The sequence below is a fragment of the Paraburkholderia sp. D1E genome (assembly GCF_052682275.1).
The window spans coordinates 4,978,181-4,993,646 of sequence record NZ_JBQYMB010000001.1 but is presented as its reverse complement, the minus strand read 5'-3'; the positions used below and the strand labels follow the sequence as shown (position 1 = coordinate 4,993,646).

7 protein-coding genes, 2 tRNA genes and 3 rRNA genes are annotated in these 15,466 nt (G+C 56.9%); 2 read left to right on the top strand and 10 right to left on the bottom strand.

The annotated features are described in order from the left end of the window. Window positions 1-11: 11 nt before the first annotated feature. Together mraZ and coq7 are read right to left on the bottom strand one after the other, a co-directional pair. Window positions 12-440 (bottom strand): division/cell wall cluster transcriptional repressor MraZ, encoded by a 429-nt coding sequence (gene mraZ, locus ACUN0E_RS22375; protein ID WP_006053203.1) that lies wholly within the window; start codon window positions 438-440, stop codon window positions 12-14. 513 nt (window positions 441-953) lie between these two features. Then, window positions 954-1,586: a 2-polyprenyl-3-methyl-6-methoxy-1,4-benzoquinone monooxygenase gene (coq7, locus tag ACUN0E_RS22370; RefSeq protein WP_445567977.1), complete on the bottom strand. Its 633-nt coding sequence runs from the start codon at window positions 1,584-1,586 to the stop codon at window positions 954-956. Between the two features lie 302 nt (window positions 1,587-1,888). Here coq7 and ACUN0E_RS22365 point away from each other — a divergent pair, with 302 nt between their 5' ends. Beyond that, window positions 1,889-3,058 (top strand): porin, encoded by a 1,170-nt coding sequence (locus ACUN0E_RS22365; RefSeq protein ID WP_445567976.1) that lies wholly within the window; start codon window positions 1,889-1,891, stop codon window positions 3,056-3,058. A gap of 200 nt (window positions 3,059-3,258) precedes the next feature. Here the strand turns inward: ACUN0E_RS22365 and ACUN0E_RS22360 are convergent, their stop codons facing one another. Then, complete coding sequence (locus ACUN0E_RS22360; RefSeq protein WP_408511218.1) at window positions 3,259-4,932, bottom strand: long-chain fatty acid--CoA ligase; 1,674 nt, start codon at window positions 4,930-4,932, stop codon at window positions 3,259-3,261. Between the two features lie 149 nt (window positions 4,933-5,081). Next, window positions 5,082-7,160, bottom strand: a complete 2,079-nt coding sequence (locus ACUN0E_RS22355; RefSeq protein WP_445567975.1) for a molybdopterin-containing oxidoreductase family protein — start codon at window positions 7,158-7,160, stop codon at window positions 5,082-5,084. A gap of 178 nt (window positions 7,161-7,338) precedes the next feature. Here ACUN0E_RS22355 and ACUN0E_RS22350 point away from each other — a divergent pair, with 178 nt between their 5' ends. Next, window positions 7,339-8,535: a M20 aminoacylase family protein gene (locus ACUN0E_RS22350; protein ID WP_445567974.1), complete on the top strand. Its 1,197-nt coding sequence runs from the start codon at window positions 7,339-7,341 to the stop codon at window positions 8,533-8,535. Window positions 8,536-8,749: 214 nt separating this feature from the next. On the opposite strand, the gene rrf is transcribed toward ACUN0E_RS22350, so the two are convergent. From rrf to ACUN0E_RS22320, 6 genes are all read right to left on the bottom strand, one after another. Next, window positions 8,750-8,862, bottom strand: a 5S ribosomal RNA gene (gene rrf / locus ACUN0E_RS22345). Between the two features lie 200 nt (window positions 8,863-9,062). Next, window positions 9,063-11,942: ribosomal RNA gene (locus tag ACUN0E_RS22340) — 23S ribosomal RNA — on the bottom strand. A 316-nt stretch (window positions 11,943-12,258) separates the two neighbouring features. After that, window positions 12,259-12,334 (bottom strand) — tRNA-Ala (locus tag ACUN0E_RS22335). Between the two features lie 70 nt (window positions 12,335-12,404). Beyond that, window positions 12,405-12,481, bottom strand: a tRNA-Ile gene (locus tag ACUN0E_RS22330). A 79-nt stretch (window positions 12,482-12,560) separates the two neighbouring features. Continuing rightward, window positions 12,561-14,091, bottom strand: a 16S ribosomal RNA gene (locus ACUN0E_RS22325). Together the 16S, 23S and 5S rRNA genes with 2 tRNA genes alongside form the textbook arrangement of a ribosomal RNA operon. 502 nt (window positions 14,092-14,593) lie before the next feature. Further along, window positions 14,594-15,370: an enoyl-CoA hydratase gene (locus ACUN0E_RS22320; RefSeq protein WP_445567973.1), complete on the bottom strand. Its 777-nt coding sequence runs from the start codon at window positions 15,368-15,370 to the stop codon at window positions 14,594-14,596. Window positions 15,371-15,466: the final 96 nt, after the last annotated feature.

Sequence of the window (15,466 nt, the reverse complement as noted above, 5' to 3'; positions counted from 1 at the left end):
GTAATCCGCGATCAGAACGTGAAATTCTTTAACGCTTCGGGCATGCCCTCGGCGATCGCTGCCTGTTCCTTTGCTGCGTAAATTTGTGCGTCCCACAACTCGAAGTGACGACCCATACCGAGCAAGGTCACTTCTTTCTCCAGCGAGCCGGCCGCGCGTAATTCCGGCGACACGAGCACGCGGCCCGCACCGTCCATATCGACGTCCATGGCGTTGCCGAGAAAAATGCGCTTCCACCAGGCCGCGTTCATAGGCAGCTTGTCGACCTTGTCGCGGAAGATCTCCCACTCTGGGCGCGGAAAGAGCAACAGGCAGCCGTCCGGGTGCTTGGTGATCGTCACCCGGCCCTCTGCCTGTGTTTGCAGCGCATCCCGATAGCGAGAGGGGATCGACATCCGCCCTTTCGCATCGAGTGTCAGCGCCGACGCCCCTTGGAACACTTCACTCTCCCTTGTCGACCAGAGTGGGCGCTTTAGCTGTCGATCGGAGTAAGCGCTTTAGCGCTTACTCCGGCCCCATGCAGAGCACTTACTCTGGTCCCATGCAACCTGGTTGCTCGCGGCGTTTTTGCGCCGGCTGCCCGATTCGTGAAAATCTACCCGAAACTGCCCGTGAGATCACACAAAAATACACTTTCTCACACTGTCTCCCACTTTAGAGTAACGCTAAACAGGGGTCAAGGGAGATGCGCGCTTTTCGAGCGAATTTTGTTTGTTAGAACAAGGACTTAGCGCGACTCCTTCACGTCAGACATAAAACGGAAAACCGTTATAAATGAATGAGCTAGTGAAACTTGTGAAGGTGATACGTGAAAAGTGCGAGGGAAAGGCGCGGAATGTAAGAGATCGTGAAGCAGGATTGGAAGGTGTTTGCTGGCGTTCCGGGTATTTCGGGCGGACGGCGCGCGAAGCGCCGCCCCATACTCAGACAGTGCGTGAGCAGATGTCTCGACCTTATATGTAATAGGCAGTGCGTGTCATGACTTTCGATACCGCCCGCATGAGCGCGCGCGCAGGAAACGGCAACTCGACGCCGCCTGCGTCCATGGCGGATTTACCGTGCTCCGCTTCGTCCACGCGCATCTGTTCGACGATCGCGCGTGACTCGCGGTCGGCCGCGGGTAACTGATCCAGATGGCTATCCAGATGCTGTTCAACCTGCCGCTCGGTTTCGGCCATAAAGCCCAGACTTACCCGATCACCCAGCCGGCCTGCCGCGAGGCCAATTGCCAACGCACCTGTATACCAAAGCGGGTTCAACAGACTTGGACGCGAATCGAGCGCCTCGAGGCGTTTGGCGGTCCACGCCAGATGATCCTCTTCTTCTATGGCAGCGTGATTAAACACAGCCCGCAAAGACGGCGACCGGGTAGCGAGTTTCTGAGCCTGGTAAAGCGCCTGGGCACACACCTCGCCGACATGGTTCACACGCATCAAGCCGGCCGCATGCGCACGTTCCGCCTGGGAGAGCTCGGCGGGCTCCGCCGCCGATTCTTGCGGAACTGGCAACGGACGACTCATCCGCGACACGCCAGTCATTGAGCGTAAACCCCGATCAAACTCGCTAATTAACTCGTCCAGAAACATTCAGCACTCCCTGATTCGACAACCGCTACGCCACGCCGGCAGGTCCGCGTGGCAAGGCTTTGCAAGGCAAAACCAGCGTTCCGCGAACCGTGAATTCGGGCGAATCCAACGGCCAATTCTGAATTTTAGACCATGTTGCGTAAACGAAACAGGAACCGTCCTGGCCGTCTCCTTTTTCTTTGTGGCATGTATGCCTTTTGTTACATTACGTGCAACTTCTCGCGAAGTTGGACATGCAAGGCCTCAACGCTACATAAATATTCGCCTTGTACAAAAGATTCGTAATCCTTGGAGATCATTCGATGAAAAAGTCGCTTCTCGCTCTCGCAGCACTGGGCGCATTCGCAGGCGTCGCACATGCTCAGAGCAGCGTGACCCTGTACGGTATCATTGACGAAGGCTTCAACATCAACACCAACTCGGGTGGCAAGCACCTGTACAACCTGTCCAGCGGCGTCATGCAAGGCTCGCGTTTCGGCCTGCGCGGCACGGAAGATCTGGGCGGCGGTCTGAAGGCAATCTTCGTGTTGGAAAACGGCTTTGACGTGAACAACGGCAAGCTGGGTCAAGGCGGCCTGATGTTCGGTCGTCAAGCTTACGTCGGTCTGTCGAGCCAACTCGGCACGGTCACGCTGGGTCGTCAGTACGACTCCGTCGTGGACTACGTCGGTCCGCTGGAAGCCGGTGACCAATGGGGCGGCTACATCGCTGCTCACCCGGGTGACATCGACAACTTCAACAACGCGTACCGCACCAACAACACGGTCAAGTACACGAGCGCAAACTACGGCGGCCTGACGTTCGGCGGCACGTACAGCTTCGGCGGCGTTGCTGGCAACGTCACGTCGAACCAGATCTGGTCGTTGGGCGCTGGCTACAACAACGGTCCGTTGGTCTTGGGCGTCGGCTACTTGAACGCGCGCACGCCGTCGGCATCGGGTGGCCTGTTCAACAACGGCGGCACGACGACGGCAGCGAACGCAGCTGTGACGTCGCCGGTCTACGCTGGCTTCGCATCGGCTAACACGTACCAGGTGATCGGTGCAGGCGGCGCATACACGTTCGGCGCAGCAACGATCGGTGCAACGTACTCGAACATCCGTTTCGGCAACCTGGGCGCTTCGTTCACGTCGCCGTTCAAGGGTCAGACGGCTACGTTCAACAACGCCGAACTCAACTTCAAGTATCAGTTGACCCCGGCATTGCTGGTCGGCGCAGCGTATGACTACACGCGCGGCGCGGAAATCAACGGCGCATCGCGTGCTCAGTACCACCAAGGCTCGGTTGGCGTGGACTACTTCCTGTCCAAGCGTACCGACGTGTATGTGATTGGTGTGTACCAGCACGCTCTGGGCGAAACGCTGAATGCAGCGGGCGCTACGGTCGACGCAACGGCTGGCATCAACGGTCTGTCGGGTTCGTCGAACCAGAACCAGCTCGCAGCTCGCGTTGGCATTCGCCACAAGTTCTAATAAGTCGTAATAAAGCAGTCTGCCTCAAAGGCGCCTTCGGGCGCCTTTTTTTATGGCCGCGCGACGCACACGTCGACTAGACGGATCAAAGAGAAAGGCCCGGCAGACTTTCATCTGCCGGGCCTTTCTCTTTCTTTCCTGCAATGCGTTACGTCTAGTCGGCTTTGATCCGGACGATGGGCTTGATGCGCGTGATGCGCCTATGCCCGGCCGTCGCGCAATTCGCGACGCAGAATCTTGCCGACATTGCTCTTGGGCAACTCCGTTCGGAATTCGACGATCTTCGGCCGCTTGTAGCCGGTCAACTGCTGTTTGCAGTACGCGAAGATATCCGCATCAGTGAGCGCCGGATCTTTCTTTACGACGAACAGCTTTACTGCTTCGCCCGAATGCTGATCCGGCACGCCAACTGCGGCGACTTCGAACACACCCGGCAGCTTGGCGACCACGTCCTCGATTTCGTTCGGATAGACGTTGAAGCCAGAGACCAGAATCATGTCCTTCTTTCGGTCGACGATCTTGACGAAGCCGCTTTCGTTCATCAAACCGACGTCGCCCGATTTGAAGAAGCCATCCGGCGTCATGACCTTGGCCGTTTCGTCCGGACGATTCCAGTAGCCAGCCATCACCTGCGGGCCACGAATGCAGATTTCTCCCGGCTGGCCGAGCGGCACCTCATTGCCATCATCGTCGCGAATCGAGATTTCCGTCGACGGCAGCGGCAAACCGATCGTGCCGCTATATTCCGTGACGGTGACCGGATTGCAGGTGACGCACGGCGACGTCTCCGACAGACCGTAGCCCTCGATGATCGGTGTATGCGTATGTTCGAACCAGCGCTTGGCGACAGCTTCCTGCACCGCCATACCGCCGCCATTTGCTGCGATCAGCTTCGAAAAATCCAGTTTGTGGAAATCAGGACTGTTCAGCATCGCGTTGTACAGCGTGTTGACGGCGGGAATCGTCGTAATCGGATAGCCTTGCAGCGCCTTGATCATCCCGGGGATGTCGCGCGGATTTGGAATCAACACGCCGAGGCCGCCGGTACGGATCGTCAGAAGTCCGCAAACCGTCAGCGCAAAGACGTGATAAAGCGGCAATGCGACAACGGTGATGAACTGATCGATGTCCTTGCGGTTAGCGCGGACCGGATCGAGCCAGATTTCCGACTGCAGCACATTGGCGATCAGGTTTCGATGCAGGAGCGTCGCGCCCTTGGCCACGCCTGTCGTGCCACCCGTGTACTGTAGAAACGCGACGTCGTCCGGACCCTGCTGGACCGGTTTGAAACTCTGGCGGCCACCCTCGGCGATTGCGGTGTTGAACTTGACGTGACCCGGCAGACTCCACGTCGGCACCATCTTCTTCACTCGGCGCACGACGAAGTTCACCAGCGCGCCTTTCACGCCCATCAGATCGCCCATTGCGGCGACAACGACGTGCTTGATCGCCGTATTGCGTACGATCGCCTGCAACGTGACAGCGAAGTTTTCGAGCAGGATGATCGCTTCCGCACCGCTGTCCTTGAGCTGATGCTCGAGCTCCCGCGGAGTGTAAAGCGGGTTCACATTCACCACCACGTAGCCCGCGCGCAAGATCGCCGCAATTGCCACCGGATATTGCAGCACGTTCGGCATCATGATTGCGATGCGCGCGCCGCGGGCAAGGCCCTTCGACTGAAACCACGCGGCCAGTTTGCGCGAAAGCACGTCAAGCTCGCCGTAGCTGATCTCCTTGCCCATGCACACGAACGCCGGTTTGGCGCGGTAGTCGCGGAAGGCTTCTTCGAGCAGTTCGGCGACGGACGTATAGCGGGTCGGGTCGATCTCTGCGGGAACGCCGGGCGGATAAGATTTCAGCCAGATTTTGTCCATGCAGCGTCTCCTCCTTTATTTTCGAATGGTCGTGCTAAAAACGCATCGTAGCATGGGCAACCCTTTGCTATTCGCGAAAAGCGGCTGGGTTAGACTGCAGCCTCGAACCCGTTGAGGGCCGTAACTGCGCGGGATTTTTGAGCAGATTTTCAGGCGCGTTCGACTTCGACGAGGCAGTCGTAGAACGTGGCCGATCCGCCCAGATCGGTGAGCGCCTGGCTAGTCACCTGGTTGGCGTTGCGGCCATCGGGCGCGAGTTTTTTCCACCAGATCGACAGTCCGACCACTAGCCCTTGACGTGCCTTGTCAGTGACACGGGCGCGCGCTTGCATCGCGCCGCGATCGTTGAATATGCGCACTTGCATGCCGTCAGCAATGTTTCGCTGCTGCGCATCGGCCGGGTGAATGTCCAGGTGCGGCTCACCTTCCGTCGAGCGCAAACTTTCAACGTTGACGAAGGTACTGTTCAGGAAGTTGCGGGCCGGCGGCGAGATCATCGCAAGCGGGTAACGGGCGGCAAGTTCGGGCGCACCATCTGCGGATTCGTAAGGCGGCAGATAATCCGGCAACGGATCGAGCCCTTGCTGCGCGAGGCGCTCGCTGAAGAACTCGCATTTGCCGGACGGTGTGCGAAAACCACCCTCAGCAAATGGCGCGTCAGGCAGGTTCAGCTTTGCCCAGCCGGCTTTCTTTAATGAGTCCCAGCTGACGCCTTGCAGCGTTGTGTCGTCCCAGCGGAATGCCGACTGTGCGATAGCGTCGTCGCTGTCGTAAAGCGCCGGCTCCTGAAAGCCCATATGACGCGCCAGGCCGCGAAAGATCTCCGTGTTCGGGCGCGCATCGCCGACCGGCGCAATCGCCGGCAAGTTGACCATTACGTGCGTGTGTCCGTACGACTTGTGCACATCGAGGTGCTCGAGTTGCGTCGTGGCAGGCAAAAGCAGATCGGCGTAGTCCGCAGTGTCGGTCTGAAAGTGCTCGAGCACGATCGTGAACAGGTCCTCGCGTGCAAAACCTGCGGCGACCCGTTCCGAGTCCGGCGCGACCGCCACAGGATTCGAGTTATAAACGATGATCGCTTCGACTTTCGGGCCGAACACGGCGTCGCCCGGGTGCAGCAATGCGTCGCCGATTGCGTTCATATTAATGACGCGCGATGGCTTCGCCGGCCAGCCCGGCATCAGGTCCGGGCGCTGCAACGCGTGCGAATCTACCGGTGCCCAGCCACCCGACGACAGCAACACACCGCCGGCCCGCTCGCGCCATGCTCCGGTCAGCGCCGGCAGACAGGCAATGGCGCGCACGGCGTTACCGCCGCCCCGCACCCGCTGCAGACCATAGTTCATCCGGATCGCGGCCTTTTTCGTGCTGCCGTAAAGGCGTGCGAGATCGACGATCACCTGCTCTTCGACACCGCAAATTTGCGCGGCACGTGACGGCGGATAGCTGAGCGCACGGACCTCGAGTTCAGCGAAGCCCAACGTATGAGCGACGATGTAGGCGTGATCGAGCAGATTCTCCGTAATCAGCACGTTGATTATGCCGAGCGCTAAAGCACCGTCGGTTCCAGGTTTCAGAGCAATGTGCTGGTGGCATTTTTCCGCCGTCAGTGATCGGTACGGATCGATGGCGATCAACCGTGCACCGCGACGCTTGGCTTCCTGGGCGCGTGTCCAGAAGTGCAGATTCGACACGATGGGATTCGAGCCCCAGATCAGAATAACCTCGCTCTCGGCGAAAAACTCAGTGAGCATGCCAAGACTGGCGCCGTAGGTGTATTTCAGCCCCGCCGCACCAGCGGCAGCACAAATCGTGCGGTCTAACTGCGATGCGCCGAGTTTGTGAAAAAAACGCTGCGCAATACTATCGCCCTGAACCAAGCCCATTGTGCCCGCGTAGCTGTACGGCATGATGGCTTCTGGCGTTCGGTTCGCGATCTTCGACAGGCGTGCTGCAGCTAACTCGTACGCTTCATCCCAACTGATCGGCTCAAAACGGCCTTCGCCTTTGGGGCCGACGCGTTTCATCGGTGTCGTCAATCGATGCGGATGATGCACCCGCTCGGCATAACGACTAACTTTGGTACATAGCGCACCTTGAGTCGGAGGATGGTCGGGATCTCCAACGACCTTGATCGCCCGTCCGTTTTCAACGGTCACGCGCATCGCGCAGGTATCAGGGCAATCGTGCGGGCACACCGCGCGGGTGAATTCAGTCGGAGCATTCATTGGCGATCCGTCCAGGAGAGCGGCAAGCGGTGAGGCGATCCCGGATTTTATTACGTCCATTGCTCGTTGACCTACATGGTGCCGTCAAAAACGCCTTCGGCGTAGAATCGGTTATCGACGTGCCCGGGCGATATGGCCCCGAGCGATCCCACGCAAAGCAAAGCACAAGCGCACCATCATGAAACTGATCCCAGAAATCCAGGCCGCCCACGGCGAAATTCAAACCCTCCGCCGAGCGATTCATGCACACCCCGAACTGCGTTACGAAGAGACAGCCACAGCGGACCTTGTTGCCAGGACACTTGAGTCCTGGGGCATCGAAACTCATCGCGGATTGGGCAAAACAGGCGTAGTCGGCATACTGAAACGCGGCAATGGATCGCGCTCGATCGGACTGCGCGCCGACATGGATGCGCTGCCGATTCAGGAGCTAAACAGCTTCGACCACCGCTCTCACAACGACGGCAAAATGCACGCGTGCGGCCATGATGGACATACCGCGATGTTGCTCGGCGCGGCGCGACATCTGGTCAAGCACGGCGAATTTGATGGCACGATCGTGTTCATCTTTCAACCAGCAGAAGAAGGCGGTGCCGGCGCACAGGCAATGATCGACGATGGCCTGTTCACGAAATTTCCGGTCGATGCGGTTTTCGGAGTTCACAACTGGCCGGGCATGCCGGCGGGTCACTTCGGTGTGACCGAAGGCCCGATCATGGCGTCCAGCAACGAATTTCGCATTGAAATCAAAGGTGTGGGTTCGCACGCGGCACTGCCGCACAATGGCCGCGACCCCGTGTTTACGGCGGTGCAGATCGCGAACGGGTTGCAGAGCATCATCACGCGAAACAAGAAACCGCTCGATACCGCAGTACTGTCCATCACCCAGATCCACGCTGGCGACGCCCTCAATGTCGTCCCTGACGATGCGTGGATCGCAGGCACCGTACGGACTTTTACCACCGAAACGCTTGATCTGATCGAAGCACGCATGCGCAAGATCGCCGCAAGTACGGCAGAGGCTTACGATTGCTCGGTGAATATCCACTTCCACCGCAACTATCCGCCGACCCTCAACAGTAGCGACGAGGCGCGCTTTGCTGCGACGGTCATGAAGGAGATTGTTGGCGCGGAAAATGTCGACGACGCGGTCGAGCCGACAATGGGCGCCGAGGATTTTTCGTTCATGTTGCTGGCCAAGCCGGGCTGTTACGCATTTCTCGGCAATGGCGACGGTGGGCACCGGGACTCAGGACATGGTGCCGGGCCTTGCATGCTACATAACGCGAGCTATGACTTCAACGACGAGCTATTGCCGATCGGCTCAACGTATTGGGTGCGGCTGGCGCAACGATTCCTGGCACAAGAGAAATAAAGTGGTTGGGTGGATCTGGTCGACGGCTTGTATGCCGTCGCACCGTCACGCGTGTCTGTCTATGTGTGACGCGCTATTGAGGTCAGGCGCGCTTATCTGGAACTGACGGGTTACGCGAACGCGTTGCGGATCGGGAGAGAGTGAGCGCCGTTTTTGCTGCGGTAAACGCAGAAACCCCACCGTTGAGGGGTGGGGTTTCTGTTACTGCAGGGGAGCCTGACGATTACCTACTTTCACACGGGAATCCGCACTATCATCGGCGTGGAGTCGTTTCACGGTCCTGTTCGGGATGGGAAGGGGTGGGACCGACTCGCTATGGTCATCAGGCATGACTTGTTGCCGTACTGCTCGGGGAGCAATACAGCCAATCTGGAAGAAGTAGTTTCTGGTGATGCTCACCAGCGGGAGTTGTGTTGTTTCTGGCACAACACTGATCTCAACCGTGCGTCGCGTGTCCCTGCCCCCTTCGGGGGTGGTCCTGAGTAAGCACTGAAGTGCTAACTCATCACGCAAAACACACCTGTTATAGGATCAAGCCTTACGGGCAATTAGTATCAGTTAGCTTAACGCATTACTGCGCTTCCACACCTGACCTATCAACGTCCTGGTCTTGAACGACCCTTCAAGGGGCTCGAAGCCCCGGGGATATCTCATCTTAAGGCGAGTTTCCCGCTTAGATGCTTTCAGCGGTTATCTCTTCCGAACATAGCTACCCGGCGATGCCACTGGCGTGACAACCGGTACACCAGAGGTTCGTCCACTCCGGTCCTCTCGTACTAGGAGCAGCCCCCTTCAAATATCCAGCGCCCACGGCAGATAGGGACCAAACTGTCTCACGACGTTTTAAACCCAGCTCACGTACCTCTTTAAATGGCGAACAGCCATACCCTTGGGACCGGCTACAGCCCCAGGATGAGATGAGCCGACATCGAGGTGCCAAACACCGCCGTCGATATGAACTCTTGGGCGGTATCAGCCTGTTATCCCCAGAGTACCTTTTATCCGTTGAGCGATGGCCCTTCCATACAGAACCACCGGATCACTATGACCTGCTTTCGCACCTGCTCGACTTGTCGGTCTCGCAGTTAAGCACGCTTATGCCATTGCACTATCAGCACGATTTCCGACCGTACCTAGCGTACCTTCGTACTCCTCCGTTACACTTTGGGAGGAGACCGCCCCAGTCAAACTGCCTACCATGCACTGTCCCCGACCCGGATCACGGGCCAAGGTTAGAACCTCAAACAAACCAGGGTGGTATTTCAAGGACGGCTCCACGCAGACTGGCGTCCACGCTTCATAGCCTCCCACCTATCCTACACAGATCGGTTCAAAGTCCAATGCAAAGCTACAGTAAAGGTTCATGGGGTCTTTCCGTCTAGCCGCGGGGAGATTGCATCATCACAAACACTTCAACTTCGCTGAGTCTCGGGAGGAGACAGTGTGGCCATCGTTACGCCATTCGTGCAGGTCGGAACTTACCCGACAAGGAATTTCGCTACCTTAGGACCGTTATAGTTACGGCCGCCGTTTACCGGGACTTCAATCAAGAGCTTGCACCCCATCATTTAATCTTCCGGCACCGGGCAGGCGTCACACCCTATACGTCCACTTTCGTGTTTGCAGAGTGCTGTGTTTTTATTAAACAGTCGCAGCCACCAGTTTATTGCAACCCCTTCACCCTTTGCGCGCAGGCGCATCAAGCTACAGGGGCGTACCTTATCCCGAAGTTACGGTACCAATTTGCCGAGTTCCTTCTCCCGAGTTCTCTCAAGCGCCTTAGAATACTCATCTCGCCCACCTGTGTCGGTTTGCGGTACGGTCTTGTTAAACTGAAGCTTAGAGGCTTTTCTTGGAACCACTTCCAGTTGCTTCACCGCCTAAGCGGCTCGTCCCATGCCCTTGAATTGCGCGCCCGGATTTGCCTGAGCGCCTTCTCCAACACAGGAACCGGGACTTCCAACACCCGGACAACCTTCCGCGATCCGTCCCCCCATCGCATTTAACAATGGTGCAGGAATATTAACCTGCTTCCCATCAGCTACGCATTTCTGCCTCGCCTTAGGGGCCGACTCACCCTACGCCGATGAACGTTGCGTAGGAAACCTTGGGCTTACGGCGAGGGGGCCTTTCACCCCCTTTATCGCTACTCATGTCAGCATTCGCACTTCCGATACCTCCAGCGCACTTTTCAATGCACCTTCGCAGGCTTACGGAACGCTCTCCTACCATGCACATAAATGTGCATCCGCAGCTTCGGTATATTGCTTAGCCCCGTTACATCTTCCGCGCAGGACGACTCGATCAGTGAGCTATTACGCTTTCTTTAAAGGATGGCTGCTTCTAAGCCAACCTCCTGACTGTTTTAGCCTTCCCACTTCGTTTCCCACTTAGCAATATTTGGGGACCTTAGCTGGCGGTCTGGGTTGTTTCCCTCTTGACACCGGACGTTAGCACCCGATGTCTGTCTCCCGTGATTGCACTCTTCGGTATTCGGAGTTTGCTATGGCGTAGTAATCCGCAATGGACCCCACAACCATGACAGTGCTCTACCCCCGAAGGTGATACACGAGGCACTACCTAAATAGTTTTCGGAGAGAACCAGCTATTTCCAGGTTTGTTTAGCCTTTCACCCCTATCCACAGCTCATCCCCTAACTTTTCAACGTTAGTGGGTTCGGACCTCCAGTACGTGTTACCGCACCTTCATCCTGGCCATGGATAGATCACCTGGTTTCGGGTCTACACCCAGCGACTGAACGCCCTGTTCGGACTCGCTTTCGCTACGCCTTCCCTAATCGGTTAAGCTTGCCACTGAATGTAAGTCGCTGACCCATTATACAAAAGGTACGCAGTCACCCCACAAGGAGGCTCCTACTGTTTGTATGCATGCGGTTTCAGGATCTATTTCACTCCCCTCCCGGGGTTCTTTTCGCCTTTCCCTCACGGTACTGGTTCACTATCGGTCGATCACGAGTATTTAGCCTTGGAGGATGGTCCCCCCATCTTCAGACAGGATTTCACGTGTCCCGCCCTACTTGTCGTACACCCAGTTCTTCCTCGCTGTTTTCGTCTACAGGGCTATCACCTGCTATGGCGGCACTTTCCAGAGCCTTCGACTAACAATGAAGATAAAGAGTACAGGCTGGTCCCATTTCGCTCGCCACTACTCTGGGAATCTCGGTTGATTTCTTTTCCTGCGGTTACTTAGATGTTTCAGTTCACCGCGTTCGCTTCTCATGGCCTATGTATTCAGCCATGGATACCTCAATAGAGGTGGGTTTCCCCATTCGGACATCGGGGGATCAAAGCTCGTTTGCCAGCTCCCCCCCGCTTTTCGCAGGCTACCGCGTCCTTCATCGCCTGTGATCGCCAAGGCATCCACCACATGCACTTGTTCGCTTGACCCTATAACGGGTGTGTCTCGCACTGCATCCACGGGGGATGAAGTGTTTCGTCACAGTCGCTACAGGTTGAGTATTCGTGTTGCGCCGTATTCCAAGAGCAATCTTTCGATTTCCCTTTTCATACATTGATACAATCACAACCCTGATTCACCTACTCACATGCCCATCTCTAGACACGCTTTCGTGAATCTCTTTACTACTTCTTCCTGATTGTTAAAGAACGACAGCCGATATAAAGCTCTGCTTCATATCACTCTGACTGGCTCAATCGCCAATGCATAAAGCTCGGTAAATACCGAACGCTAGGCATTGAAGATTGGTGGAGGATGACGGGATCGAACCGACGACCCCCTGCTTGCAAAGCAGGTGCTCTCCCAGCTGAGCTAATCCCCCAGTCATACAGATCACGCAACCTGTTCGCCCCGGGGTCCTCACCGGTTAGCTGCAGCCACCGCAGAAACAGTGGTGGGTCTGGATGGATTCGAACCATCGACCCCCGCCTTATCAAGACGGTGCTCTAACCAACTGAGCTACAGACCCCTGAGTCTGTCTGCGTATCTGTCCTGATTTCACAGCCGATAAGCGTGAGCGCTCAACGCTTTGACACGTCTAGCTCGAGAAAGGAGGTGATCCAGCCGCACCTTCCGATACGGCTACCTTGTTACGACTTCACCCCAGTCATGAATCCTACCGTGGTGACCGTCCTCCTTGCGGTTAGACTAGCCACTTCTGGTAAAACCCACTCCCATGGTGTGACGGGCGGTGTGTACAAGACCCGGGAACGTATTCACCGCGGCATGCTGATCCGCGATTACTAGCGATTCCAGCTTCACGCACTCGAGTTGCAGAGTGCGATCCGGACTACGATCGGTTTTCTGGGATTGGCTCCCCCTCGCGGGTTGGCGACCCTCTGTTCCGACCATTGTATGACGTGTGAAGCCCTACCCATAAGGGCCATGAGGACTTGACGTCATCCCCACCTTCCTCCGGTTTGTCACCGGCAGTCTCCCTAGAGTGCTCTTGCGTAGCAACTAGGGACAAGGGTTGCGCTCGTTGCGGGACTTAACCCAACATCTCACGACACGAGCTGACGACAGCCATGCAGCACCTGTGTTATGGCTCCCTTTCGGGCACCCCGACCTTTCAGCCAGGTTCCATACATGTCAAGGGTAGGTAAGGTTTTTCGCGTTGCATCGAATTAATCCACATCATCCACCGCTTGTGCGGGTCCCCGTCAATTCCTTTGAGTTTTAATCTTGCGACCGTACTCCCCAGGCGGTCAACTTCACGCGTTAGCTTCGTTACCAAGTCAATGAAGACCCGACAACTAGTTGACATCGTTTAGGGCGTGGACTACCAGGGTATCTAATCCTGTTTGCTCCCCACGCTTTCGTGCATGAGCGTCAGTATTGGCCCAGGGGGCTGCCTTCGCCATCGGTATTCCTCCACATCTCTACGCATTTCACTGCTACACGTGGAATTCTACCCCCCTCTGCCATACTCTAGCCCGCCAGTCACAAATGCAGTTCCCAGGTTAAGCCCGGGGATTTCACATCTGTCTTAGCGGACCGCCTGCGCACGCTTTACGCCCAGTAATTCCGATTAACGCTTGCACCCTACGTATTACCGCGGCTGCTGGCACGTAGTTAGCCGGTGCTTATTCTTCCGGTACCGTCATCCTCCCGCCGTATTAGGGCAGAAGTTTTCTTTCCGGACAAAAGTGCTTTACAACCCGAAGGCCTTCTTCACACACGCGGCATTGCTGGATCAGGGTTGCCCCCATTGTCCAAAATTCCCCACTGCTGCCTCCCGTAGGAGTCTGGGCCGTGTCTCAGTCCCAGTGTGGCTGGTCGTCCTCTCAGACCAGCTACAGATCGTCGCCTTGGTAGGCCTTTACCCCACCAACTAGCTAATCTGCCATCGGCCGCCCCTGTAGCGAGAGGTCCTAAGATCCCCCCCTTTCCTCCGTAGAGCGTATGCGGTATTAATCCGGCTTTCGCCGGGCTATCCCCCACTACAGGACACGTTCCGATGTATTACTCACCCGTTCGCCACTCGCCACCAGGGTTACCCCCGTGCTGCCGTTCGACTTGCATGTGTAAGGCATGCCGCCAGCGTTCAATCTGAGCCAGGATCAAACTCTTCAGTTCAAACCTGTTACTGTTTTTCGGGCTCTTTCGAACCCGGTCGCTCACTCAACGTACTGACGAATGATCATCCTGCCGCCGTGTTTCCACCCCAGCAGGAAAACCTTCCTTTAATACTAGTGTGAGACTTGATACTTTCGCTTTTGCAGCAGGCCCCGAAGGACCCACCGCCGCGTCGCGCATCAAGCGCCCACACTTATCGGCTGTTAATTTTTAAAGATCGATTTCGCATTCACTACCAAAAACCGCACCGCGTGTCGTCAACCTCACAACCGCCCGGCACCGCTTCGTTCTGCGTCGCTGCATCTGCAGCAGAGAAACGAGATTATGAAGAACTTTCGCTACGCCGTCAACAGGTTTTTCCAACTTTCTCAACCCGCTCACTTCGCGCAAAGCCTTGCCACTGCTGGCTCTCCCGCCTCCCGTGCCCCGGCGTCCGGAACACGAAAGAGCGAGATTCTAGCGAGCCCAACCACGCCTTGCAAGCGTTATTTTGACAAGCGTATTACCGATGCTTGAAAACCGGTTTGCGCTTCTCAACGAACGCAGCCATCCCCTCCTTCTGATCTTCCGTAGCGAAGAGCGAATGGAAGAGGCGGCGCTCGAAATGCACGCCTTCAGCGAGTGTCGTTTCGTACGCACGGTTAACCGATTCCTTGACCATCATCACCGCCGGCAACGGGAATTCTGCAATGGTTGCGGCCGCGGCCATAGCCTCGTCAAGCAGGGAAGCCGCGGGAATCACCCGCGAGACCAATCCTGCGCGCTCGGCCTCCGCGGCGTCCATGAAGCGGGCGGTCAGGCAAAGATCCATCGCCTTCGCCTTTGAGACGGCGCGCGGCAGTCGCTGCGTGCCGCCTGCTCCCGGCATGATGCCGAGCTTGATTTCCGGCTGGCCGAACTTCGCCGTGTCGGCGGCGAAAATAATGTCGCACATCATCGCCAACTCGCAACCGCCGCCGAGCGCGAAGCCCGCCACTGCGGCAATGATCGGCTTACGAATGGAGCGCACCGTTTCCCAGTTGCGGGTGATGTAGTCGCCTTTGTAGACGTCCATATAGGTATAGGTCGCCATCATGCCGATGTCGGCTCCGGCGGCGAACGCTTTCTCACTGCCTGTGATCACGATCGCACCAATCGCCTCGTCGGCATCGAACTCGCGCAGCGCAGCGCCCAGTTCGTCCATCAACGCGTCGTTCAGCGCGTTCAGCGCCTTCGGGCGGTTCAACGTGACCAAACCGACCCTTCCCCGCGTCTCAACCAGGATGTTCTCGTAAACCATGCCGCCTCCTAATGGTTAATGGCACGCGAAAACGCTTCGCGCGGCCGTCTTAATAATGCTACCATTCACCAACCAACCGGTCGGTCAATTATTCGA

Bases quoted from the DNA above. Each gene is read 5' to 3' on its own strand.
- ACUN0E_RS22365 (WP_445567976.1), top strand. From the start codon at position 1,889: ATGAAAAAGTCGCTTCTCGCTCTCGCAGCACTGGGCGCATTCGCAGGC.
- ACUN0E_RS22355 (WP_445567975.1), bottom strand. From the start codon at position 7,160: ATGAATGCTCCGACTGAATTCACCCGCGCGGTGTGCCCGCACGATTGC.
- ACUN0E_RS22360 (WP_408511218.1), bottom strand. From the start codon at position 4,932: ATGGACAAAATCTGGCTGAAATCTTATCCGCCCGGCGTTCCCGCAGAG.
- coq7 (WP_445567977.1), bottom strand. From the start codon at position 1,586: ATGTTTCTGGACGAGTTAATTAGCGAGTTTGATCGGGGTTTACGCTCA.
- ACUN0E_RS22350 (WP_445567974.1), top strand. From the start codon at position 7,339: ATGAAACTGATCCCAGAAATCCAGGCCGCCCACGGCGAAATTCAAACC.
- ACUN0E_RS22320 (WP_445567973.1), bottom strand. From the start codon at position 15,370: ATGGTTTACGAGAACATCCTGGTTGAGACGCGGGGAAGGGTCGGTTTG.